Below are 23756 nucleotides of genomic sequence, written 5' to 3' on the forward strand. Positions count from 1 at the left end.
ATGCAGGTCTGTCTCTTTCTGATCGGCACGAGCGACGCGCGGCAATCGCTCACGGACCCGCCCGCGCTGCTGCGGGCCGCCACGCAAGTCGCGGGGCTGCGCAAGCTGATCGTGCACGAGCCGATCGCGGGACGGGTCGATGCGCGTATCGCGCCGGCGGCGGATGCGCCGTCGTGCGTGCTGCAGTGGTACTTCGACGAACTCGAGCCGCTCGAAGCCGCGCTCGAACCTGACGGCGCGATCGCGCACGCGTTGCATTCGGCCATGCGCGCCGAATTCAGCCCGCAAAGCTTCTCGCAGCAGGTGATGGCCGTGCGCATCTTCGCGCCACCGCAGGCTGCGTCGGTCGAAGACAACGCGCAACGCTGCACCTATCTGGTCGCATACGAAGGCGTCGCGCAAGACTTCAACGCGTGGCTGACGCACTATCTAGCGCATCATCCGCCGTTGATGCTGCAATTGCCGGCGCTGCGCGAAATGGAGATCTACACGCGCATCGACAGCCGCAGCGGTTTGCCGTTTGCGCGCACGAGCGCGATGCAACGCAACAAGGTCGTGTTCGACGATGCGAGCGCGCTCACCGATGCGCTCGCGTCGCCGGTGCGCGATGCGATGCGCCGCGACTTCCAGGCGCTGCCGCCGTACAGCGGGGCGACGCCGCATTTTGCAATGCGCAGCATCTACGGTAACCTCGCCGCATATTGACCGGCGCGTCGCGCGGCCAGCGACATGCCTTAGTTTGCGAGAGCTGCGCATGAACAAGCTGAATCCCGGCATCGCCGATCTGAATCTTCTGCGCGTGTTCCTCGCGATCTGGGACCTGCGCAGTCTGACGGCGGCCGGCGATCGGCTCGGTCTCACGCAACCGGCGGTCAGTCATGCGCTGCGCCGTCTGCGCACTCTGTTCGAAGACCCGCTGTTTTCGCGCACGCCCAACGGCATGGTCCCCACCGATGCCGCGTACCGCCTCTATCCGCCGCTCGCGCAAGCGTTCGCGATCATCAACGAAGCCGTGCAGCAGCTGGCGAAGTTCGAGCCGTCGACCGCGCGACGGGTGTTTCGCGTGTCGATGTCGGACATGTCGGAGTTCTACTTCTTGCCCCCGCTCGCCGCGCTGCTCGATCGCGAAGCGCGCGGCATCCGCATCGAGGTTGCCAATGTGCCGGTCGAGTCGGTCAGTGCGGCGATGCGCGCCGGCGAAGTCGATCTCGCGCTCGGCTATGTGCCGGGTCTCGACGCGGGCTGCGTGAGCCGGACGCTGTTCGTCGACGAGCACGTGTGCGTGGTGCGCGCCGGTCATCCGCTGCGCAAGACGAGGCCGAGCCGCGAAGATCTGAGCGCGCTACGCTACGTGTACGCGAGCACCAATGCGACCGGGCATCGGATGGTCGAGCAATGGCTCGACGAGCTGAACCTGAAGCGCGAGGTCGTGCTGCGGCTGCCGCATTTCGTCGTCGCGCCCGAGATCGTGATGAATACCGATCTTGCCGTGATCTTTCCGAAAAGCATCGCGAAGCGCTTCAACCGCGGCAAGGCGTTCCGGATTCTGCCGCTGCCGTTTCCGCTGCCGCCGATCGAAATTCAGGTGCACTGCCACTCGCAGTTCGCGGCGGACCCCGGCATCGCGTGGCTGCGCGAGACCATCCATACGATGTTTCATCAGCCGGCACGCTGAGCGCCCGTGAGCTTGCCCGCGGGTGCCCGGGCACGCCGGGCATATTAGCTGCACTGATACCCGCCCTGCTTTTCGGCTAATTTGACGCCACTATCTGTCGCCTCGACACTGCGTATCGTGCGAAGCCTTTTCTGAAAGGCCGCCATCCCCCCACTTCAGATGCGAGCAGACATGTCCTCCGTTCAATCCCCGATCGCGGCCGGGCGCGCCACGGCAGAGTCGGATCGCGCACTCAGGAAAATCATCATTGCGTCGGTGGCCGGCAACGCGATGGAGTGGTACGACTTTTTCGTGTACGGCACCGCGGCTGCGCTCGTGCTCGGGCAACTGTTCTTTCCCGCCCACACGGACCCGCTGATCGGCACGATCGGGGCGTTTGCCGCGTTTGCGATCGGCTTCGTCGCGCGTCCGCTGGGCGGCATCGTGTTCGGGCATATCGGCGACCGCTATGGACGCCGCGCGTCGCTCGTCTGGACGCTGCTGATCATGGGCTTTGCGACCTTCGGCATCGGGCTGTTGCCGACCTATGAGCACGTCGGTCTGGCCGCCCCCGCGGCGCTCGTGGGCTTGCGCTTGCTGCAAGGCATCGCATCAGGTGGCGAATGGGGCGGCGGCGTGCTGATGATCAGCGAGAACGCGCCGCCCGAAAAACGCGGCTATTTCGCGGCGTGGAGTCAGCTCGGCGTGGGCGGCGGCTTCGTGCTGTCGGCGGGCGCGTTCCTCGCGGCGCAAGCGCTGCCGCACGATCAGTTCATGTCATGGGGATGGCGTCTGCCGTTTCTCGCGAGCATCGTGATTTTCGCGCTCGGCGTGTACATCCGTCACAACCTGCCGGAGAGCCGCGACTTCGAGAACGCGGAGAAAGCCGGCAAGACCGCGCATATGCCGGTGCTCGAAGCGATCAAGCGTCACCCGAAAGAGATCCTGATGGCGATGGGTCTGCGGGTCGCGGAAAACGGCGGCGCCTATATCTTTCTCGCGTTCTCGCTCGTGTACGGCAAGTTCGTCGGCATTTCGAATTCGGTGATGCTGACCGGCGTGATGCTCGCGATGGTGGTCGAAATGGGCGCGATGCTCGCGTGGGGCAAGCTGTCGGACCGCATCGGGCGCAAGCCGGTGTATATGATCGGCGCGGTGTCGCTCGTGGTGATGGCGTTTCCGTTCTTCTGGCTGCTCAACACGCAGTCCACGCCGCTGATCTGGCTCGCGCTTTTGCTCGGCACGGCCGTCTGCCACGGCGCGATGATCGGCACGCTGCCAGCGCTCGTCGGCGAACTGTTCAGCACCGAAGTCCGCTATTCCGGCGTGGCGCTCGGTCACGAAGTCGCGTCGATCTTCGCGGGCGGCCTGTCGCCGCTGATCGCGACCGCGCTGCTCGCGCACTACCAGGCCTACTGGCCGGTTGCCGTGTTCCTGATCTTGCTCGGTCTCGTTACCGTCGTCACGCTGAAGTTCACGCACGAAACGCGTCAGCCGTAATGCTTCGCCTGCCTGGCGTGCAAGCCTTCGCGCGGTGACGTGTATCGCGCGAAGGCTTCGCTTTGGCCCGCGCAGTCTGAGGTAAAGGAGTGCGGTAACATGGCACTCCCCCAAAGACCCGGTCCTCATGTCAGCGCATGAAAGTCGACACCACCACCGTTCGTCTCGTCGTCGCGATGGTCGAAGAGGGCAGCATCTCGCGGGCGGCCAACCGGCTGGGGCTCGCGGTGGCGGCGGCGTCGCGGCGCGTGTCGGATCTCGAGGAGCAACTCGGCACGAAGCTCTTCAGGCGCGTACCGCATGGCGTAGAAATGACCGAGTCGGGTGGCAAGCTGCTCGGCTATCTGCAGCAGGTCGACACGCTGGTGGACCGGCTCGCGAGCGAGGCGCAGGCACTCGTGAGCGGGTTCGACGGACGCATCGTGATCGGCGCGCCGAAGGCCGTGATCATCGAGTTTCTCGCCGCGGATATCGCCGCGATCCGGAATGCCTATCCGGGCATCTCGCTGAAGATCGTCGAAGAGAACAGCCGCATCGTGCAGCAGATGTTGCGCGACAAGATGATCGACATCGGCATCTACGAAAAGAAGAGCGGCTTTCTCGATCTGCCGCAAATGCGCTATCGCGAGGACCAGCTGGTGCTCGTTTATAGCCGCGCACACTTCCATCTTGATCCGCAGCCGATCACGCTCGACGCCTTGCTCGAGCTTCCGCTCGTCAGCCTCGGCAAGGGCTCGGCAATCCTTGCCGCCGTGCAGCGCGCGTTTCACAGCCGCGGCCGCCGCTTCGATTGCGACTATCTGGTCAATGGTTTCGACACGATGCTCGCCGTCGTGCGCCACGGGCTCGGCGTGGGTCTGATGCCGCCCGACGTGCTGCGCAGCTTCCATCCCGAGGACGGCCTCGGCGTCGTCGAGCTCGCGGGTGACTGGCATCAACGTAGCTACGTACTGTCTTGTGTGGAAGGACATGCGCAGGCGCAGACGCTGCGCAACGTCGAAGCCGCGCTCACGGCCGGACGGCGCGTGGCCGGCCGCTGAAGCGCGGGCGCAGCAGTTCCTGCGCTCGACACCCTCGACTGCAAAGCACCCCCTTCGTCTTTTGCGAAACCAGGTATGACCGTCGCATTCTTGCGGCGGCACCCTCGCGTGCGCGACAGTTGACGCACGCCAACACGGTGCTGCAACGGCCGGCCGCGCGACGCGCTTCGCGCGACAGCGGCCCGGCAGGAAAAACAGGAGACGACATGACGCAAAGCCACGCACAAACACCATCCAGCGACGACGCGGATACGGACAACCGGCCGTTGCCGCTGCAGGGCATCCGTGTGCTCGACGTCAGCCAGGTGATGGCCGGCCCGTTCGCCTGCATGATGCTCGCCGATCTCGGCGCGGACGTCATCAAGGTCGAACCCCTCGAAGGCGACCAGACGCGCGGCGCCATGGGCTTCAAGATGAAAGGCCCGGACAGCATGGGCTTTCTGAACATGAACCGCAACAAGCGCTCGGTCGCGCTGGACCTGAAGACCGACGAAGGGCGCGAGTTTTTCTACAAGCTGGCCAGGACCGCCGACGTGATCGTCGAGAACTATCGGCCCGGCGTGGTTCAGCGGCTGCGGATCGATTACGAGACGATCCGTGAAATCAACCCGAAGATCGTCTACGCGAGCATCTCGGGCTTCGGTCAAAGCGGCCCGTGGTCGCAGCGCCCCGGCTTCGACCTGATGGCGCAGGCCATGTCAGGCGTCATGAGCGTGACGGGCTACAAAGGCGGCAAGCCCGTGAAGGCCGGCGTGCCGGTGGCGGACATCGGCTGTGCGCTGTTCGCCGTGTACGGCGTGCTTTCCGCTTATATCGGCGCGCAGAAGACCGGGCAGGGGCAACACATCGACGCGTCTCTGTTCGATTCGGCGATGGCCTTCTCGATCTGGGACATGTCGGATTACTGGGGAACGGGTGTCGAGCCGACGCCGCTTGGCACAAGCAACAAGATGAGCGCGCCGTATCAGGCCGTGAAGGCGCGCGACGGTTACTTCGTGATGGGCGCAACCAACCAGAAGCTGTGGTCGCGTCTTTGCGAACTGCTGGAGCGGACCGATCTGCTGACGAATCCCGAGTTCGAGACCGTTTCCCTGCGCCTGAAGAACCGCGAAGCGCTGATCGAATCGCTCGAGAAGTCGTTCGGCCAGCGCGACTGCGAGGCATGGATCGAGACGATGCTGGCCGCGGGCATTCCCGCCGGACCGATCCTGTCGTATCCGCAAGCCTTCAGCAGCGAACATGCGCAGTATCGCCGCATGTGCATGGAGATCGACCATCCGGTTGAAGGCAAGGTCAAGAACATCGGCTTTCCGGTCAAGATGCTCGGTACGCCGCAGCGCGTGCGACGCCATCCGCCGCGGCTGGGCGAACACAACGACGAGCTTTACGCAGAGATCAACGGGGCCGCGAAATGAGCGAAGCGACGAGTGAGAAAGTCAGGCTCGAACGTCTGACGGAGTCGGTCGCGCAGATCGTGATCGACCGCCCCGAGCGGCACAACGCGATGTCGATTCCGATGTACGAGACCTTGCTGGCATTGATCGACCAATGCCGCGCGGACGAAACCGTAGGTTGCATCGTTCTACGCGGCGCGGGCGGCAAGTCCTTTATCTCGGGCACCGACATCGACTACTTCCGCGACTTTACGGCAGGCTCGCAGGGCGTCGAATACGAAGCGCTCGTCGAACAGGTGATCGACGCGGTCGAACGCATTGCGGTGCCCACCGTCGCCGCGATCGACGGTTGGGCCGTGGGTGGCGGACTCGCCATCGCTACCGCGTGTGACTTCCGCATCTGTGCGGAGGGCTCGCGCTTCGGCGCGCCGATCGCAAAGACGTTATCGAACACGCTGTCGTCACGCAATCTCGCGAGGCTCGTGGCGGCATTCGGCGTGCCGCGCGTGAAGAAGATGCTGCTGCTCTCCGATTTCCTCAGCGCCGCCGAAGCGCACGCGTGCGGCTATGTGTATGACGTCACGGCGAAGGAACAGGTCGGCAACGCGGCGTGCGCGCTCGCCGAGCGGCTCGTTGCGCTATCGCCCGTGACGCAGCATGCGGTCAAGGAGAGCTTGCGGCGCATCGTGATCGATCAAAGCCTCGCAGACGAGGATCTCGTCGAGCAGGTGTACGGCAGCCAGCGGTTCCGCGACGCCGTCGCGGCCTTCGGCTCGGGAACGCCGAAAGGCTGAGCGTCCCGGATCGCACGCGCAATCGCGTGGCTTCACCACAAAAAATAAACCGCATCTGGAGGACGACACATGAAACGCCTGTCGCTGAAGGCCACTGTCGATCGGCGTGATGCTCTTCGGCATCGTGCTGAGCTTCTTCATGAAGCCGAACATACCGTTTTCGAATGACGCGACGCAGCCGCGCAGCGAATCGCAACGCAAGGAGGACGCGCTGTCGGGCGCTCGACACTTCAGCATAAAATAAATCGCATTGATGCAAGCACGGTTTTTTAGTCTATTTTGCTTATCCGATGCGGGGCGCTAATCTCGGCATATCGTCCCCCCCAGGAATACATCGGAAGGCAATCATGCAAGCGCAAACCCTGAAGGTTCGGGTCGACGCCTTGTGCGAAGAAGCGCACGGGGTCCGCTCGTTCAGCATTTCGCGGCTCGATGGGCTGCCGTTCGAGCGCTACGAACCCGGCGCCCATATCGACGTCACGAGTCCTTCGGGCGTCACGCGGCAATACTCGTTGTGCGGCGACCCGGAGTGTATCGAGTCGCAGATTTTCGCGGTGAAGAAGGAGGAGCAATCGCGCGGCGGCTCGCGCTCGCTCCATGAAGAGGTGAGCGTCGGCACCGAGCTGTCGGTCGGCGCGCCGCGCAACCTTTTTCGTCTCGAAGAAAGCGCGGACGAGCACATCCTGATCGGCGCGGGCATCGGCATTACGCCGTTGCTGTCGATGGCTTATCGGCTCGCCGCGCGGCACGCGCGCTTCACGCTGCACTATTTCGCCCGCAGCGAGGCGCACGCGGCCTTCATGACGCTGCTCACGCGCGAGCCGTTCGCACGGCATGTGAAGCTGCATTTCGGCGTGCAGCCCGAGGAGCTGAAACCCGCGCTCGACGCGTGCCTGCTCGATGCAGGCGCGAACGCGCATGTCTACACGTGCGGTCCCTCGCCGTTCATGGATTTTGTCGTAGCGAGCGCTCAGCAACGCTTGCCCGCGGAAGCGATTCATCTCGAACGCTTCAAGGCGGAGCCGGCTCCCGTGGCCGAAGCATCGCTCGACAGCTTCGACGTGCAATTGGCGAGCAGCGGTCAGACGGTGCGAGTCGATGCGAACACGTCGATCGTCGATGCGCTCGCGTCGATCGGTATCGAAGTGGACACGTCATGCGGCGAAGGCGTGTGCGGTACCTGCATGGTCGATGTGGTCAGCGGCGAGCCCGAGCATCGCGATCACTGCCTGAGCAAGGCCGAGCGCGCAAGCAATAGCGTGATCTGCTGCTGCGTGTCACGCTCGCGAACCCCCGTGCTCGTGCTCGACCTCTGATTCACCTGCGCGCAATCACATTTTCTCGAATCCCGCGAGGATCTCGGTGATGAGGCCGCGCATCCACGCGATACCTTCGTCTTCGTGGAAGTGCTCGTGCCAGTGCATCGTCACGGCGGCCTTCGGCAGCGGCACGGGCAGTGCATAGATCCGGAACGCGTCGCCGCGATTGAGGATATGCGCGAGCCGTTCGGGCAGCGTCGCGAACAGATCCGTCGCGGCCAGCACGCCAGGCACCGCGACGAAGTGCGGCAACGCGAACGCGATATTGCGGCCGACGCCTTGCGCGCGCAGCGCGTCGTCGAGCGCATGGTGACTGTGTTCGAGCGAGCGCACCTGGATGTGCGACGCGGCCACAAACCGTTCGAGCTTCAGCGTGTCACCGCTCGGCAGGTCGCGGCGCTTGCGCGTCATGCACACATACGATTCCTCGAACAGCAGGCTATGGCGCGTGCGCGGCAGCAGCGACGGCAGATTGCCGATCGCGAAGTCCAACCGGCTCGAGCGCAGCGCCTCCTCGATCTCCTCCACCGGCAACGGCTCGACGACCAGCTTCGCGCGCGGCGCGGACTTCTGCAGCGCCGCGCACAGCGCGGGCAGATAGGCCATTTCGCCCGCATCCGACAGCGACAGACGAAACGTGCGCGTGCTCGTCGCCGGATCGAAACGTTCCGCGTAACGCAGCGCCTGACGCACGGTGTCGAGCGCGTGGCCGACGATTTCCGCGAGCTCGAGCGCGACGGGGGTCGGCTGCATACCCGCGCGCGTGCGGATAAAGAGCGGATCGTCGAACATCGTGCGCAGACGGCCGAGCGAGTAGCTGACCGCGGGCTGCGACAGCGCGAGGCGTTCGCCCGCTTTCGTCAGGCTGCGCTCCTCGACGATCGCCTGAAACACCCTCAGCAGATTGAGATCGACGTGGTCGATGGAGGTCATGGGGTCTCTTGTGATATCAGCCGAACTTATTCGGCAACCTGTTTTTAATCGATTTGACGCATGATCGTCGCAAAGCGAGACTGATGTCAACGAGAGGATGCGCTGATGTGTGGCACGCGACTCGTCGCGTCGATGTGCGTCTTCATTCCAACCACGCAACTGTCCCCCGCATACGATGAGTACGCCGACCTATCAAACCATCGACACCAGCGCTTTAGCCAGGCGCGCCGAGGCCGATCGCATCGCGCCTTCCCTCTACTACGATCCCGAGCTGTTCGAAGTCGAACTCGAGCGCATTTTCTACAAGACGTGGATCTGGGTCGCGCATGACAGCGAGCTGCCGAAGCCCGGCGATTTCATCACGACGACGATCGGCCGGCAGCCGGTGATCGTCGTGCGCGACAAGAGCGGCGCGGTCAACGTACTGCAAAACCGCTGCCGGCATCGCGGCGCGACCGTGTGCGAAGAGCACAAGGGCAATGCGAAGGGCTTCACGTGCCCGTATCACAGCTGGTCTTATGCGCTCGACGGCACGCTGCGCGCTCTGCCGTACGGCGACGGTTACGAAGGCGTATGCGAAAAGGGCGATCTGCCGCTCAAGAAGCTGCGCGTGGGCGTCTATCAGGGCCTCATTTTCGCGAGCTTCAACGAAACGATCGAACCGCTCGAAGACTTCCTCGGCGGCGCGAAGCCGTGGATCGACCTGTTCATGAAGCAGGGCGCGGGCTATCCGATCAAGGCCAACGGCGAGCACAAGTTCAAGTTCAAGGGCAACTGGAAGATCCAGCTCGAAAACACGACGGATCTGTACCACTTCCCGGTCGTGCACAAGTCGTGGATGAAGTCCATCGACGACGAAACCGCCGCCGCGATCACCAGCTTCATGACGAGCGACCAGGCGTTCTGCCGCTCGCTCGGCAACGGTCACAGCCTCGCGGTGCTGATGCCCGAGATCGTCGATCTGGACCGCGACGATGGCGCGCCGCTGCCCGAGCGCTTCAGCGAACTCGCCGCGCAACTCGCGCAAAAGCACCCGCCGGAAGAAGTGCGCCGCATCGTGCGCTCGCTGATGGGCGTCGGCTTCAACCTGAACCTGTTCCCGAATCTCGCGCTGTCGATGGCGTTCTTCCGCGTGCTGCGGCCGATTTCCGCCGAGGAAACGGAGATTCGCCACGTCGCGCTCGCGATGGACGGCGGTCCTGAAGAAGCGAACCGCGTGCGCCTGCGCATTCACGAGCACTTCCAGGGCCCCTTCGGCTTCGGCAGTCCCGACGACGCCGAAGCGTGGGAGCGCGTGCAGCGCGGCTCGCATGCGGGACCGGACGTACCGATCCTCGTCAATCGCGGTCTGAATCGCGAAACGACCGCCGCGAACGGCGAGAAAACCGCTCACGCAACCGATGAAACCGGCATGCGCGAAGCCTACAAGCAATGGCGCGCAATGATGGAGCAGGCATGATGGACGACAGAAACGCACTCTTTTCCCACCAGACCTTTGCGCGCGCGATCGAGTTCATCTGGCGCGAAGCCGAATTGCTCGATCGACGCGACTATCGTGAGTGGCTCGAGTTGTGGGACCCGGCGGGCCACTACGTGGTGCCGATCGATCCGAAGGCGACCGATTACGCGGCAACGCTGAACTACGCGTACGACGATCGGCACATGCGCGAGCTGCGCGTGCAGCGCATGACGTCGGGCTATTCGGCATCCGCGTCGGATGCCGCGCGCACGGTGCGCACGGTGTCGCGCTTCACGCTCGCGAGCGATAGCGCGGACGTGGTCGAAGTGAAGTCGTCGCAGATCATCATTGCGTACAAGCGCGGCACGTCGACGATCTTCGCGGCCGATCTGACGCACAAGATCAGCATGGCGAGCGGCGAGCCGCGTCTCGCCGAGAAAGTGATCCGCCTGATCGATTCCACCGATGCGCTGAGCGCGATCGGCTTCCTGCTCTGACCGGTCATCATGCCGACACTCGAAGTCTATTTGCCGCAAGGCCGTCCAGACGAACGCAAGGCGAAACTGATTCAAGGGTTGACCGATGCGACCGTCGAGGCAATCGCCGCGCCCGCGGAGTCCGTGCGCATTCTGCTATCGGAGCTGGCGGCAACGAATGCCGGTCTTGCCGGCAAGCTCACGCCTGCCGCGTTGCCGGTCATCATCGCAATCCTGATAGCGGGTCGCACCGACGCGCAGAAAGTCGCGTTGATTGCCCAGCTATCCGAAACGATCGCCGCGATCCTCGACCTGCCGCTGCCTTCCACGCGCGTGATGATCAAAGACATTCCCAACAGGGACTTCGGCATCGGCGGCAAGACCGCGCGGGCGCTGGGCCGCTAGCTTCGCGATGCGCTCAGGCTTGGGACTGCAGGCGCAAGTGCTGGCGGTCGTCAATCTGGGCCTCGCGCGCGCGGCGCTCACGCAGATCGTGCGGGAAGGCGCCGACGTCGTGAACCGCGCGTATCGGCTGGGCGGCACGATGGCGATCTATCGCAACCATCCGCTGCAACGTCTCGCGCGCGATGCGATCGTCGTCACGCAACACGCCTTCCTCGGCGAAGGCAATTACGACGGAGCCGGCGCCGTGTTCGTCGGCGTGCAGCCGATTCCCGGCTACCTGTGAGCTCTCTTCAATCAATCGAACCAAGGAACGTTCCCATGAGCGACAACCGAAACCTGCCTTTGCGTGTGCTGTTCTGCTGCGGCGTCTCGCAGAACTTCTTCGACTTGCCGCGCGAACAGATCGGCGAAGTGTGGCAAGCGTACGGCAAGATGCTGAACGCGATCGAAGCGATGGAAAACGTGCGCGTGCTGGGCGTGATGGACGACGATCGGCTCGTGGTCGGCAACGCCGATGGCGCGCCGTGGACGTTCTACATCATGGCCGACGTCGCCGACTTCGATACCGCGGTGGCCGTGTGCAATCTGTATCGGACGACGCCGGTCGGCGACTACAACCTGTGGCGCTACGGCAAGATCGAGGCGCGCGTGGGCCGTGCGCTGACGGTGCCGCCAGCGGTCGCCAACCATGCGTGACGCGATGACCGATCCGGCTATCGACGCGCTGCTCGCGCGTGTCAAAGCGCTAGAAGCACAGAACGCGGTGCGTAAGACGATCGCCCGCTACATGGCGCTGTGCGATGTGCCCATGCGCGCGCTCGAAGGCGAGGCGCTCGCCGCGCTGTTCGCCGAAGACGCGATCTGGGAAGGCATCGGCCCGCAGTACGCGAACAAGTTCGGGCGTCTCGAAGGGCCGGCGCAGATCGTCGCGATGCTGCAGCGTTATCTGCCGCCCACGCCGCACTTCGCGACCAATGTGCACTTTCTGACTGCGGAGCATATCGAGGTGAACGGCGACACGGCGAAGGGTCGCTGGATCATGTTGCAGGCTTCGGGTTATGTCGATGCGAAAGCGGAACTGATCGCGGCGCGCCTCGAAGTCGACTTCGTGCCCGCCACTCACGATGCGGGCGCGACATGGCTGATCCGCCATTTCCGTACCGAGCGTCTTTTCGATGCACCGTGGCAAGTCAACCCGGCCCAGGGAGTTTCGGCATGAGCGCATTTCTGCAGACATTCGATCTGAGCGCGACGGACAGCGCCGACGCGCCGACGATCGCGATCAAAGACAGCATCGACGTCGCCGGCTACGCGACGACAGCGGCAAGCCGCGCGCTTGCCGACGCACCGCTTGCATCGCAGCACGCCGAAGTCGTGCGGCGTTTGCTCGAAGCCGGCTGGCGCGTCACTGGCAAGACCAACATGCACGAACTCGCGTTCGGCATGACCGGCATCAACGACTTTTCCGGCACGCCGGTCAATCCGCAGGACGCGGCACGCATTCCGGGCGGATCGTCGAGCGGGTCCGCGTCGGCGGTCGGGCAGAAGTTCGTGGACGCCGCGCTCGGTACCGACACCGGTGGCTCGGTCCGCGGCCCGGCCGCATGCTGCGGCGTTATCGGGCTGAAGCCGACGTTCGGCCGCGTGTCGCGGCACGGCGTGGCGCCGCGCGTCACGACACTCGACTGCGTTGGACCGTTTGCGCGCGAGACGGACACGCTGATTCGCGTGATGACGGCGATCGATCCTTCGTTTCGCGCTGACGATGCGCGTCGTGACGTTTCGCAGTTGCGCATTGGCATGGTCGCAGTCGACGCGGATGACGACATCGCCAAAGCAATCGCCGACGCTGTCGGAAAGTCCGAACTCGCCACGCAAGCGATCGAACTCGCGTCGCTGAAGGACGCATTCACGGCCGGCCTCGCGGTGATCAACGCGGAGACATCGCGCGCATTCGGCCATCTGGTGGCAAGCGGCAAGCTCGGCGCCGATATCGAAGCGCGCCTGCGCGCGGCCGCGGCCACGAGCGCCGCCGATCTCGACGCGGCGGAACGCGTGCGCCGCACCTTCACCGACGAAGTGGACCGCGCGCTCGACCGGGTCGACGTACTCGTGCTGCCGACGCTGCCCTCATTGCCGATCACGCTCGAAGCGGCACGCGCCGGCACGTCGGTGATCGGCATGTCGTCGTTGATCCGGCCGTTCAACCTGAGCGGGCATCCGGCGCTGAGCCTGCCCGTTCCGATCGAACGCTCGACGCTGAAGGCGGGCCTGCAAATCATCGGTCGCAAGAACGATGACGAAACGGTGTGCGCGGTCGCCGCGCACCTCGAAGCGCGCCTCGCGCAATCCGCCTGAACGCAATCAAGGAGTCGGCAACATGTCGAACAGAATCGCGCTCGTGACGGGCGCCGCGCGCGGACTTGGCGCCGTTGTCGCGCGTCGTTTTCACGAGGCAGGCTACAGGGTCGCGCTGGCCGATATCGCGATCGAACCCGCGCAAGCGCTCGCGCATGAACTCAGCAGCGACGGCTCGAGCGCCTGCGCAATCCGGCTCGACGTCACGCGCAAGGCAGACTTCGAAGCGGCGCGCGACGCGTTGCTCGAACGTTGGGGTGGCGTGGACGCGCTCGTCAACAATGCGGGCGCCTCGAAGGTCGTGCCCGTGATGGACATTACCGCCGAGCAGTTCGATCAGGTCATCAACGTGAATCTGCGCAGCGTGCTGTTCGGCTGCCAGGTATTCGGGCAGTACTTCGCGCAGCGCGGCGTGGGCCGCATCGTCAATATCGCGTCGCTGGCGGGGCAGAATGGCGGCTCGGCAACGGGCGCGCACTATGCGACCGCGAAGGGCGGCGTACTGACGCTGACCAAGGTCTTCGCGCGCGATCTCGCCGCGCGCGGTGTGACAGTCAACGCGATCTCGCCGGGGCCGCTCGATTTGCCGATCGTTCACGAGAGCGTGGCGGCGGACAAGCTGGCAAAAGTGATCGAAGCGATACCGGTCGGCAAGCTCGGGGCCGCGTCGTATGTTGCCGATGTCGCCGTGATGCTCGCTTCCGGCGACGCTTATTTCGCCAATGGCGCGTGCTGGGACGTCAACGGAGGCCTGTACATGCGCTGATGCGTCTGCAAGGGCCGAGGCGGCCGGGTCATTCCGGCCGCTCGTCCGACGGGCTCCATACTTCGAGCACGCCGCGCTCGCGAGCTTGCAGGGGAAGATCGTGGAAGCGAAGGAAGTCGGCTCGCACTCGGTCATGTTCGTGGAGACCACGCAGATTCGCGTGCGCGCCGACGGCGACAGCCTGATTTACTTCGACCGGAATTTTCACCGGGTGCCGCGCGCGTGGAAGGGGCAATGAGTGATTTGAGGCGCTGCCGGCCAGCTCAGGCTCCGGCAGCGCTTACGTTGTCGCTCCCGACATGGCTCCCGTAAAACCTCACCATTGCCCGGACCTCCTGGAACTCCTCACCATTCGCACTACTTCGGCAACGCCATCTGCACCACCTTGACGATCACGAGCGCGATCGCGAGCAGCAGATAGCCGCGCAGCACGCCCATCCAGACGCGTTTGGCGAGCGTCAGACGCGGCGGCGGCAGTTCGTCGAGCGGCGGCATGCGCCACGTGTTGCGGGCGTCCTTCGCATAGACCGGAGCCGGCTCGGCCGCGGACTCGCCGCGCAGCTTGCGCATCCCGAAGCTCGCCACATACCCGACGACCGCGAGCAACGTGCCGCCCGCCAGGACTTCGATGATCGTTTCCGCCGCGATGTCCGGATAGATCACCGACGCGGTCAGGATGATCGACAGCATCACGAGCACCCAGATCACCGCGCCGGTAAACAGATTGAGCTTCTTCGAATTGGCCCACGGACCGAGCACCGCGCGATCGTTGCACAGCAGCAGCAGGAACACGGTCGCGCTCGGCAGCAGTACGCCGGCGAGCGTCTGCACCGCTTCGGTCAACAGACCGAGCGGGCTGCCTGGAATCAGCACCAATGCCGCGGCGGCCGCGACGATCGCGAAGTACACGACGTAGAAGCCCTTCGCATCCGACACGCTACGGTGCAGCGAATGGCGGATCTTGAACACGTCGCCGATCGCATAGGCGGTCGATAGCGACACAGCCGCCGCGCCGATCACGCACGCGTCGAACAGTGCGATCGCGAACAGCACGGCCGAGGTACGTCCCGCGTATCTATCGAGACCGGCGATCACACCGCCCGCGTCCGTGAAGTTGCCGAACCCGGGCCGTCCGTCGAACAGCGCCGCGCTGAACGAGATCATCGCGACCGCGCCGATCAGTACGAACACGATGCCGATCCACAGGTCGGCTTTTTCGTAGTTCATGAAGCGCGGCGTGATGCGCTTGTCGACCACATAGCTCTGCTGGAAGAACAGCTGCCACGGAGCAACCGTCGTACCGACGATGCCGATTACGAGCAGCATCACGTCGGACAGCTTCGAGTGCGCGGGCCAGTTCGGAATGAAGAAGTCGCGCGCGATCTGGCCGACCGGCGGATGAATCGACACGAGCACCGGCACGAGCAGCAGGCTCAACACGCACAGCGCGACCGCGAAACGCTCGAAGCGGCGGAAGTCGCCGGTGCTGACGGCGGCCATCGTCAGCGCCGCGGCGATGCACACGCCCGCGATCTTCGAGACGCCGAAGAAGTCGAGCACGAACGTGATGCCGATGAATTCCGTCACGATGGTTAGCGCGTTCAGCAGGAACAGATCGACGACGCTGAACGCGCCCCAGAACTTGCCGAAGCGCTCGAAAATAAGCCGCGCGTGGCCCACGCCCGTGACCGCACCGAGCCGCAACACCATCTCCTGATTGACGAACAGCACCGGCACCAGCAACAGCATGGTCCACAGCAACGTAGTGCCGTAGTTCTGGCCGGCCTGCGTGTAGATGCCGAATGCGCCCGCGTCGTTGTCGCCGACCATCACGATCAGACCGGGGCCGAGGATCGCGAGCAGCGTGCGCAGGCGCGCCCACCAGCTCGTGCGTGGCGCGATGTCATGGTGAGCGATCGTGCCGAGCGCGCCCTTGATATCGCCGACGTGTGCCGAATCGAGCACGGCGCTGCGCGCGGAGGAAATGTTCGTCGGAGTAGACATGTCGTTCTCTCCTGGTTGTATTTGTCGAAGGATCGCGAAACGCTATGCCACGCGCGACATCACGCGACGGCAGAAGGCGATGAACGGATGCGGTGCGTGCAGCACGAGCATGCCGTCGTAATGGGCGCGCGATTCCTGCACACGCGGGAACTGCGAAAGAAGGAGGCCGAATTGCATGAGGGATCTCCGTGCGCCGGTTTCGACGCGCTGGTGGAAAGCCAGCAGACACGGAGGCCGCGTATGTCCGGGCGCGGCGGTGGAGGTCTACTCGCTTTCCTCGGTTGATAGAACGGGGAAGCGGCATAAGGGATAACTGTCACTGTCGGGCATGGCGGCTCCTTGTCGGTGTGTAGCGGGGACTGCGTTCGAGCGTGTGAAGCGTTCGCTACGCACGTTCGCTACGCACGTGTTTATCCACGCGTTCGCGCGCATTGCGTTGACTGACAACGCGCGCGCAAACGCGACCGCAAGCGCAAGGCTCGCGATGCGACGCCGTATCGGCGCGGGAACGCGCGTGAACGCGGCGTTCCTGTCATGCGGATACGACGTTGCTTTAGGTGCACGGGAAGAAACTGCGGCGCACACCGTCTGCCAACTGGCAAGACGGCGGCTGATGAAGAGAGCGCGGACGTCCTGCCGGTCAGGCAGCGAATCTGTTCGAAAGTCGGCTACTGCAGGTGTCCAAGGCATGAGCCCCATTGGTGATGATTTTTGAATTCTAGGGTTCGCCTTCCGCCGAGGTCAACCTGTTTCTTAAGCAGAGCAGAAAAAATGTGCGGCGCGCGACGGTGGGCACTTTGAATGACATGCGGGTCGAGGCCGATATAGGGGGAGGTCGAACAGGCGGCACCGATCCGTCCGGCCGATGCCACCACGCCGTGCTCACTGATTGGCGCGCCGTCGCTCGGTCAGCCGGTTATGCACGCTTCTGACGCCGCGAACCGATCGCGCGGCGTTGCCGGCTCGCGCGATTTGCGATTGCCGCGGCACGGTGCCGGTCAGCGTAACGATGCCGTGACGCGCTTCGACACGGATGTTCGCCGAATTGAGGTTCGTGGTGCGCGTGAAAGCGCGGCGGACGTCGCGGACGATTGCGCTGTCGGACCGGTTGTTGTTCCGGTTCGAAGCCGCTGGGACCGACTGGCTTTGCATCGACGCATCGTTCGGCATCTCGCGCGTCTGTGCGTTTGCATAGGTCGCGCAAGTCGCGATGGCCACCGCGAACAGTGCACCGAGGATTCTGCTCGCGCCGTTTGTTTTCATTCTTCCTCCTTTGCCGGTTTGTCAGGAACTGCCGTTCGAGCCGCGTGCTGCCAGCGGGGAAGAGGCGGCGCAACGCACTACCGCCTCGCGACGAGTCATCGACCGTCGGCTCCGATTATATTCTGCGGCGCACGCGCCGATACTGATAGGTGAGAAGATTCGGGAGCCGCCGAGGTGAGAATATGCGCACCTGTACGCGCACTTCAAAATTGAAGGTGAGGGAATTCGGGAGTCGCCCGGACGGCGCTACAAATTGCGAATGCTTTCCTGAGAAACTAATATCGCATTCCCAACCTTGCTTCCTTTTCGTCAGGTTCGCCCACGTCGATGCAACGTTTCCGTCAGAGGCGTCATGCGGTCAGGCCGTCTCGCCGGAAGCCGGCGAAGGCGGCGCGCACAAGAGACAAAGAGGCTGCTCGAACGCGAGACGGTCGACGAAGACCGTCGCAATCATCTGATCGCGTTAAGCGATGCCGCACAGGCGCTCGTCCCCGAACTCGCGCAATTGGACGATCAGAACGACGACGAATTTTGCGGCCATCTGCCCGCGCAGGTTAGAACGGCGCTCGTCGACGCGATGAAGAACGTCGTCGCGGTGCGTGGGCTGAAGAACGTGCCGATCGAATGAACGTGGCGCGTGGATCGCGTCAAAGGTGAGGACTTTCGGGAGTCGCGCGCGGGCGGTTCTTTTGCAACTAACCGGCCGGGCCAGGAACGGCACAAACCGCGCGGCAAGAGGCTCGCGGGAATGCGCGCATTTATGCCTGTCAGCCATAGGTGAGGATATTCGGGAGCCGTCGATGCTGTATCGGGCGACGGCCCGTCGTGCGACGCACAAAACGCGCTTCATGCAGTCGCCAATCATGGCATCCGTCGCGGTGACCGTGCGCCGGCTGTGTAACGTAAGTCGTTGAATGTCCAGGCGATCTGCCGCGTACGCGGCCGGCATCGGCGAAGCGATCCGGCTGCGTTCGATCAAAGGTGAGGGATTTCGGGAGCGGTGTGTGAGTGCCGCAATGCGCTCGCTGAAATGCCTCCTCGAGTCCTCTTTTCACCTCAAAGGTGAGGCTTTTCGGGAGAAACGACGACGGTAGCAGGCGCCGATCCGCCACTGCTCCGTGCTTGAGGTGAGGCTTTTCGGGAGCGCAAATACCCTGCAGCAATAGCCCGTTCAGGCCGATTTCGCGATCTCGCGAATGTCCGCGACCGGCGTCTGCCCGAACGCATCGCTGAGCGCATAGTCGATCAGCTGCGCCGCGCCTTGCTCGGGCGTCGACAGTTGGCCGTTGCGCTTCAGCTCGTCGAAGCGCTGGCGCATCGGGAACTGCTCTGCGCCGCTACCGCGAATTTGCGCCTGCATGTCCGTATCGATCACACCCGGCGCGAGGCTGCAGATGCGCAGCGCGCGATTCGCGTCGAGCGCGACGGCGCGCGCGTGATGATCGAGCGCGGCCTTGGTCGCGCAGTAGATGCTCCAGCCCGCATACGCGTTGCGCGCCGCGCCGCTCGAAATGTGCACGATGCGGCGGTCGGTTGCGTCGACGGCCGTGGCGGCGAGCGCGCTCGCGAGCATCAGCGGCGTCGCGACGTTCAGGCTCACCGCGTCCGCGACGCTCGCGGCGTCCTGTCCTTCGATGGGCCCGATCGGCTGCATCATGCCCGCGTTGTTGATCAGCAGCACCGTCTGCGCGCCGCGCACGAAGTTGCTCAGTGCGTCGGTGGCGATCCATTGCGCGACGCGTGCGGGCTCGGCCAGCGGCAGCTCGATCTCTTCGAGCCGCGCGGCAAAGCGCGCCTTCAGCGCGGCATGCCGCGAGCGCGACAGACCCAGCACCGTGACGTTGCGCGCGAGCAGTTGTTCGGCGAGCGCCGCGCCCAGGCCGCGCGTATGGCCGGTGACGATCGCGCGAATCGGAGAAGAGGAGGTCATGTCGTTCCTGGTGATCGTTGACGTGCAGAGTCGACGATTTTCTCACGCCGTATTCACACCGGGCGAAAGCGCTCGCGATACCGCATCGGCGTCACGCCAAGCCGCTTCGTAAACACGATGCGCATGCGGTCGGCGGTGCCGAAGCCGCAATCGTAGGCGCTCGGCTTCTTCGCCGCGGGATTCTTCGACAAGCAGACCACCTTGCTGGTGGTCGCGCTTGCCGTGATGGGCGCGGGCGTGGTCGCGTCGATCCCGGCATTCTGGGCGCTGCCGCCAAAGCTGCTGACGGGCGCGGGCGCCGCGGGCGGTATCGCGTTGATCAACACGCTCGGGCAACTCGGCGGGATCGTGAGCCCGGTGATGGTCGGACGTGTGAAGGATCTGACCGGCAGCACGACGCCGGCGCTGTATGTGATCGGCGCGATGAGCGTGGTGTGCGCGCTGATCGTGCTGTATGGGTTGCCGGAGTCGTTGCGCAGTCGTGAAACGACGCAGTGAAATCGAGGGTGGAGGGCGCGGCCGTTGGCTTGCATCGCGTGAGGTGCCGCGCCGCTGCCCGCTCCCGCATCCGCGCACGATAGGCCTGCCGTATCAAACACTTGGCAGGCCTGTGCGCAGGTTGTCCACAAGCTTGTTCCCAAATTATGTGGACAACTGGACTTCGAGGTCGGCGCGAGTGAAACGGCATCCTTGCGAAGCCCACTCGCCAGTATCACGGACTCCACAGCGACGCTCACTGCCTACGCGTGCACCGCGCGCGGATAGTTCTCATGCTTCAAGCACTTAAGCTCGCTGTGCGAAGGTTGTCCACAGGCTTGCCAACAATTTAGGTGGACAAGTTTTGTTGCCGACGGAGTGGCGAGGAGCGGGATTCGGAATCAGTTGTCCGCATCACGCCTTCAACCCGGAGGCCGAAGCGACCACCTCCTCCTGCGCCTGCACCTGCACCTGCAAAACCGCATCCCGCTTATCGAGCAGATGCTGCCGCAAAATCGCGCTGAGCTTCTTGCCGTCGCGAGCCTCGAGCGCCTTCAGCATTTCATCGTGATCGTGAATCGCGCGGTCCCACTTCGGCGTCTGATAGTTCGAGCGAAAGCGCAGCGCCTGCAGCCGCCGGTTGACCGACACATACGTCTGCCGCAGCGCCGAATTTCTCGCCGCTTCGTTGATCTTGTCGTGGATCGCCTGGTTGCGACTGTAGTAGCCCGGCAGATCGTTCTGCGCGCGGCACGCCAGCATCGCGTAATGCAGCGCCTTGATCTCTGCGAGTTCGGCCGCGGTGATGCGCTCGGCCGCGAGTTCGCCGGAAAACGCTTCGAGGCCGCTCATTAGCTCGAAGGTCTCACGCACCTCCGCTTCCGACATCTTCGATACCGACGCGCCCCGGTTCGGCGAAATCTCGATCAAACCTTCGGCAGCCAGCACCTTCAGCGCCTCGCGCAGCGGCGTGCGCGAAATGCCGAGCGTTTCGCACAACTCCCGCTCGTTCAGTTTCTTGCCGGGCTGCAGCGCTCCCTCGACGATAAAGCGGCGGATGTGCTCCACCACCGTGTCGTGCAGGCGCTGACGCTCGACCTTCGGCATCAGCGGGGCAGCGGTCAGACCCGCGTCGAGATGCGAATTTTGCATACAAAAACCCTCAGCTTCATATGAATAGGATTTTATCGGAACCATATCGATTAGTTAATCCATGCGCACACGCGGGTAAACACGGGCCTTAGAGGCCAATTTTCGTCTTGGGAGCATCACGGTTCCTCTGATATAGTTTTTTGCATGCAAAATTCAATTGGAGGAGTTCGATGCTGAAGCTAGATTTTCATCCCGCTGGCCGTCACTTCCTGCAGATTCCGGGGCCGAGTCCGGTGCCGGATCGCATCCTTCGCGCGATGAGCTATCCGACCATCGACCATCGCGGACCCGAATTCGGCGAGCTGGGTCTCAAGGTGCTCGACGGCATCAAGAAGATCTTCAAGACGCAGCAGCCGGTCGTCATCTATCCGGCGTCCGGCACGGGCGCATGGGAAGCCGCATTGTCGAATACGCTGAGCCCCGGCGATCACGTGCTGATGTTCGAGACCGGCCACTTCGCGACGTTGTGGAAAAAAATGGCCGTGCAGCTTGGCCTGAAGCCCGAATTCCTGGGGCTGCCAGGCATCGAAGGCTGGCGGCGCGGCGTGCAGCCGCAGATGATCGAAGAGCGTCTGCGCGCCGACACGCAGCATGCGATCAAGGCGGTCTGCGTCGTGCACAACGAAACCTCGACCGGCGTCACGTCCGACATCGCCGCCGTGCGTCGCGCGATCGACGCCGCGGGCCATCCGGCGCTGCTGCTCGTCGACACGATCTCCGGTCTCGCGTGCGCTGATTATCGTCATGACGAGTGGGGTGTCGACGTGACCGTGTCGGGCTCGCAAAAGGGCTTGATGCTGCCGCCGGGCATTAGCTTCAACGCGATCTCGCCGAAGGCGATGGCCGCCAGCCAGCACGCGAAGCTGCCGCGCAGCTTCTGGGACTGGACGGAAATCGTCGAGATGAACAAATCCGGCTACTGGCCGTACACGCCGAACACGAACCTGCTGTACGGGCTGCATGAAGCGATCGAAATGATTCTCGGCGAAGGGCTCGACAACGTGTTCGCGCGCCACGAGCGGCTCGCCGAAGCGACGCGCCGCGCGGTGCGCGCGTGGGGGCTCGACATCCAGTGTGCCGATCCCGCCGTCTATAGCCCGGTGCTGACGGGCGTGATGATGCCCGACGGCGTCGATGCCGACGCGGTGCGCAAGCTGATCTACGAACGCTTCGACATGTCGCTCGGCACGGGCCTCGGCAAGATGAAAGGCCGCATGTTCCGCATCGGCCATCTTGGCGATTGCAACGATCTGATGCTGCTCGCCACACTGGCTGGCTGCGAAATGGGTCTGCGGCTTGCTGGCGTGCCGCTCAAGGAAAGCGGCATGCCGGCCGCGATGGAGTGGCTGAGCCAGGCACCGAAGACGCCGGGATTGAAGGCCGCGGCCTGATTGTCGGGCGCAGGGAGCGCTTCCCTCATCGAGCCGCGCGCAGAACGCGGCCAGAACAACATGCAATGCGTCCATAGCGGCTCTCGCGGCCGACGGGCGACGACGCAGCGCGCCACTTCAGACGCGCCGTCGACACATGCCATGGAGAGAGACGATGAAGCGGTTTCGTTTGACCAGTGCGACCAGTATCGTTCTAGTGATGCTCTGCATCATGTACTTCATCACGTACCTCGATCGCGTAAACGTCAGCACCGCGGCGGCGGGTTTCGGCAAGGAATTCAATCTCACGCATACGCAGGTCGGGCTCGTGTTCTCGGCCTTCGCGTATCCGTATCTGCTGTTTCAGGTGATCGGCGGCTGGGTAAGCGATCGCTTCGGCGCGCGACGCACGCTGCTGTTCTGTGGCGCCATCTGGGGTCTCGCGACGGTGTTCACGGGCTTCGCGGGCGGGCTCGCTTCGTTGCTCGCCGCGCGGCTCGTGCTCGGTTTCGGTGAAGGCGCGACGTTCCCGGCTGCAACGTCGGCGATGTCGCGCTGGGTCGCGAAAGAAAAGCGCGGCTTCGCGCAGGGCATCACGCACGCGGCGTCGCGAGTCGGCAACGCGGTCGCGCCGGCGCTCATCGTGATCGTGATGACCAACTGGGGCTGGCGCGAATCGTTCTTTATCTGCGGCGCGCTGAGTCTGGTGTGGGTGGTCATGTGGGCGCTCACATTCACCGAGCATCCGAAAGATCATCCGCGCATCACGCCCGAGGAACTTGCGGTGCTGCCCACGCCGAAGCCGAAAGTCTGCGGCCTGCCGTGGGGCAAGCTGTTTCGCCGCATGACGCCGGTCACGATCGTCTACTTCTGCTACGGCTGGACGCTGTGGCTGTTCCTGAGCTGGATTCCGCTGTACTTCCTGCATAACCACCATCTGCAATTGCAGAAGTCGGCGATCTTCGCGTCGGTCGTGTTCTTCGCGGGCGTGATCGGCGACACGCTCGGCGGCATCGTCACCGATGCGATCTTCAAGCGCACCGGCAGCCTCAAACGCGCGCGCAGCTGGATGGTGTCGGTGTGCATGCTGTTCTGCCTGCTGTCGCTGATTCCTCTGATGTTCACGCATGACCTGACGCTGTCGATTGCCTGTCTCGCGTCGGGCTTCTTCTTCGCCGAGATGACGATCGGCCCGATGTGGGCGATCCCGATGGATATCGCGCCGGACTTCGCCGGCACCGCGAGCGGCATGATGAACACGGGCTCGGCGCTCGCCGCGATCATCTCGCCGGTGATGGGCGGCTTTCTGATCGACCGCTTTGGCAACTGGGATCTGCCGTTCGTGGGCAGCATGTTGCTGATGGGCATCGGCGTCGTGCTCGCGTTCCGCATGCAGCCGGAGAGCCGCTTCGAAGTTGGCGCGTCGGAGAAGGCGCACGTTTCCACACGGATGGGCGTGTAA

The 23756-nt window shown here is 64.0% G+C and carries 24 protein-coding genes and 3 pseudogenes; 20 read left to right on the forward strand and 7 right to left on the reverse strand.

Translation table 11 applies throughout. The features are described from left to right. From OKW30_RS23660 to OKW30_RS23690, 7 genes are all read left to right on the forward strand, one after another. Positions 1-705 (forward strand): EthD family reductase, encoded by a 705-nt coding sequence (locus OKW30_RS23660; RefSeq protein ID WP_429349163.1) that lies wholly within the window; start codon positions 1-3, stop codon positions 703-705. 49 nt (positions 706-754) lie between these two features. Then, the gene (locus OKW30_RS23665) at positions 755-1675 is read left to right on the forward strand and encodes a LysR family transcriptional regulator (protein ID WP_184037845.1); all 921 of its coding nucleotides are present in this window, start codon (positions 755-757) and stop codon (positions 1673-1675) included. Between the two features lie 171 nt (positions 1676-1846). Next, entirely contained in the window at positions 1847-3154 is a 1308-nt protein-coding gene (locus OKW30_RS23670; protein ID WP_184073033.1) for an MFS transporter, read from the forward strand. A 137-nt stretch (positions 3155-3291) separates the two neighbouring features. Next, the gene (locus OKW30_RS23675) at positions 3292-4194 is read left to right on the forward strand and encodes a LysR family transcriptional regulator (protein ID WP_429347797.1); all 903 of its coding nucleotides are present in this window, start codon (positions 3292-3294) and stop codon (positions 4192-4194) included. 206 nt (positions 4195-4400) lie between these two features. Further along, positions 4401-5609: a CaiB/BaiF CoA transferase family protein gene (locus OKW30_RS23680; protein WP_184073037.1), complete on the forward strand. Its 1209-nt coding sequence runs from the start codon at positions 4401-4403 to the stop codon at positions 5607-5609. Continuing rightward, positions 5606-6382, forward strand: coding sequence for an enoyl-CoA hydratase (locus OKW30_RS23685; RefSeq protein ID WP_184004534.1), 777 nt, complete (start codon positions 5606-5608; stop codon positions 6380-6382). Before OKW30_RS23680 ends, OKW30_RS23685 begins: the two co-directional genes overlap by 4 nt. 347 nt (positions 6383-6729) lie before the next feature. Beyond that, positions 6730-7698, forward strand: a complete 969-nt coding sequence (locus OKW30_RS23690) for a PDR/VanB family oxidoreductase (RefSeq protein ID WP_429347798.1) — start codon at positions 6730-6732, stop codon at positions 7696-7698. Between the two features lie 15 nt (positions 7699-7713). Here OKW30_RS23690 and OKW30_RS23695 read toward each other — a convergent pair whose 3' ends face one another. Continuing rightward, positions 7714-8634 carry a LysR family transcriptional regulator gene (locus OKW30_RS23695; protein ID WP_429291947.1) on the reverse strand — a complete coding sequence of 307 codons (921 nt, stop codon included), beginning with the start codon at positions 8632-8634 and terminating at the stop codon, positions 7714-7716. 175 nt (positions 8635-8809) lie between these two features. On the opposite strand from OKW30_RS23695, the gene OKW30_RS23700 reads away from it, so the two are divergent. The 9 genes and pseudogenes from OKW30_RS23700 (at position 8810) to OKW30_RS23740 (ending at position 14336) form a co-directional block, all read left to right on the forward strand. Further along, the gene (locus OKW30_RS23700; RefSeq protein WP_184037866.1) at positions 8810-10093 is read left to right on the forward strand and encodes an aromatic ring-hydroxylating oxygenase subunit alpha; all 1284 of its coding nucleotides are present in this window, start codon (positions 8810-8812) and stop codon (positions 10091-10093) included. After that, the gene (locus OKW30_RS23705; protein WP_429347799.1) at positions 10090-10590 is read left to right on the forward strand and encodes an aromatic-ring-hydroxylating dioxygenase subunit beta; all 501 of its coding nucleotides are present in this window, start codon (positions 10090-10092) and stop codon (positions 10588-10590) included. The genes OKW30_RS23700 and OKW30_RS23705 overlap by 4 nt, the downstream gene beginning before the upstream one ends. Positions 10591-10599: 9 nt before the next feature. After that, positions 10600-10974: a tautomerase family protein gene (locus OKW30_RS23710; RefSeq protein WP_429347800.1), complete on the forward strand. Its 375-nt coding sequence runs from the start codon at positions 10600-10602 to the stop codon at positions 10972-10974. A gap of 55 nt (positions 10975-11029) precedes the next feature. Beyond that, positions 11030-11257, forward strand: a pseudogene (locus tag OKW30_RS23715) (flavin-dependent monooxygenase); the annotation flags it as partial. A gap of 35 nt (positions 11258-11292) precedes the next feature. Beyond that, positions 11293-11670 (forward strand): hypothetical protein, encoded by a 378-nt coding sequence (locus OKW30_RS23720; RefSeq protein WP_184073051.1) that lies wholly within the window; start codon positions 11293-11295, stop codon positions 11668-11670. Next, positions 11663-12193, forward strand: a complete 531-nt coding sequence (locus OKW30_RS23725; protein ID WP_409340061.1) for a nuclear transport factor 2 family protein — start codon at positions 11663-11665, stop codon at positions 12191-12193. Before OKW30_RS23720 ends, OKW30_RS23725 begins: the two co-directional genes overlap by 8 nt. Beyond that, complete coding sequence (locus OKW30_RS23730; RefSeq protein ID WP_429347801.1) at positions 12190-13332, forward strand: amidase; 1143 nt, start codon at positions 12190-12192, stop codon at positions 13330-13332. The genes OKW30_RS23725 and OKW30_RS23730 overlap by 4 nt, the downstream gene beginning before the upstream one ends. Positions 13333-13354: 22 nt before the next feature. Beyond that, positions 13355-14098: an SDR family NAD(P)-dependent oxidoreductase gene (locus tag OKW30_RS23735; protein WP_429347802.1), complete on the forward strand. Its 744-nt coding sequence runs from the start codon at positions 13355-13357 to the stop codon at positions 14096-14098. Further along, positions 14055-14336, forward strand: a complete 282-nt coding sequence (locus tag OKW30_RS23740; RefSeq protein WP_429347803.1) for a flavin reductase — start codon at positions 14055-14057, stop codon at positions 14334-14336. The genes OKW30_RS23735 and OKW30_RS23740 overlap by 44 nt, the downstream gene beginning before the upstream one ends. Before the next feature lie 119 nt (positions 14337-14455). On the opposite strand, the gene OKW30_RS23745 is transcribed toward OKW30_RS23740, so the two are convergent. The 3 genes from OKW30_RS23745 to OKW30_RS23755 form a co-directional block, all read right to left on the reverse strand. Next, positions 14456-16102, reverse strand: a complete 1647-nt coding sequence (locus tag OKW30_RS23745; RefSeq protein WP_429347804.1) for an NRAMP family divalent metal transporter — start codon at positions 16100-16102, stop codon at positions 14456-14458. A gap of 42 nt (positions 16103-16144) precedes the next feature. Next, positions 16145-16279 (reverse strand): hypothetical protein, encoded by a 135-nt coding sequence (locus tag OKW30_RS23750; protein ID WP_018424053.1) that lies wholly within the window; start codon positions 16277-16279, stop codon positions 16145-16147. A gap of 705 nt (positions 16280-16984) precedes the next feature. Next, on the reverse strand, positions 16985-17365 hold the full coding sequence (locus OKW30_RS23755) for a BON domain-containing protein (RefSeq protein ID WP_090808180.1): 381 nt from the start codon (positions 17363-17365) through the stop codon (positions 16985-16987). A 352-nt stretch (positions 17366-17717) separates the two neighbouring features. On the opposite strand from OKW30_RS23755, the gene OKW30_RS23760 reads away from it, so the two are divergent. Next, entirely contained in the window at positions 17718-17993 is a 276-nt protein-coding gene (locus tag OKW30_RS23760) for a hypothetical protein (RefSeq protein WP_429347805.1), read from the forward strand. 543 nt (positions 17994-18536) lie between these two features. On the opposite strand, the gene OKW30_RS23765 is transcribed toward OKW30_RS23760, so the two are convergent. Both OKW30_RS23765 and OKW30_RS23770 read right to left on the reverse strand, forming a co-directional pair. Beyond that, a complete protein-coding gene (locus tag OKW30_RS23765) occupies positions 18537-19295 on the reverse strand; it encodes an SDR family oxidoreductase (RefSeq protein WP_429347806.1) in 759 nt (252 codons plus the stop codon). Between the two features lie 53 nt (positions 19296-19348). Then, a pseudogene (locus OKW30_RS23770) lies at positions 19349-19471 on the reverse strand (AraC family transcriptional regulator); the annotation flags it as partial. Between OKW30_RS23770 and OKW30_RS23775 the strand changes: the two are divergent. Continuing rightward, positions 19452-19793: pseudogene (locus OKW30_RS23775) on the forward strand (MFS transporter); the annotation flags it as partial. The pseudogenes OKW30_RS23770 and OKW30_RS23775 overlap by 20 nt on opposite strands. Before the next feature lie 393 nt (positions 19794-20186). Here the strand turns inward: OKW30_RS23775 and OKW30_RS23780 are convergent. Continuing rightward, positions 20187-20924 carry a GntR family transcriptional regulator gene (locus OKW30_RS23780; protein WP_429347807.1) on the reverse strand — a complete coding sequence of 246 codons (738 nt, stop codon included), beginning with the start codon at positions 20922-20924 and terminating at the stop codon, positions 20187-20189. A gap of 170 nt (positions 20925-21094) precedes the next feature. Here OKW30_RS23780 and OKW30_RS23785 point away from each other — a divergent pair, with 170 nt between their 5' ends. Together OKW30_RS23785 and OKW30_RS23790 are read left to right on the forward strand one after the other, a co-directional pair. Next, positions 21095-22315: a pyridoxal-phosphate-dependent aminotransferase family protein gene (locus tag OKW30_RS23785; RefSeq protein ID WP_184073061.1), complete on the forward strand. Its 1221-nt coding sequence runs from the start codon at positions 21095-21097 to the stop codon at positions 22313-22315. Between the two features lie 154 nt (positions 22316-22469). Then, positions 22470-23756, forward strand: coding sequence for an MFS transporter (locus OKW30_RS23790; RefSeq protein ID WP_429347808.1), 1287 nt, complete (start codon positions 22470-22472; stop codon positions 23754-23756).

It is taken from the genome of Paraburkholderia sp. Clong3 (assembly GCF_050436485.1).
Taxonomy (GTDB): Bacteria; Pseudomonadota; Gammaproteobacteria; order Burkholderiales; family Burkholderiaceae; genus Paraburkholderia; species Paraburkholderia tuberum.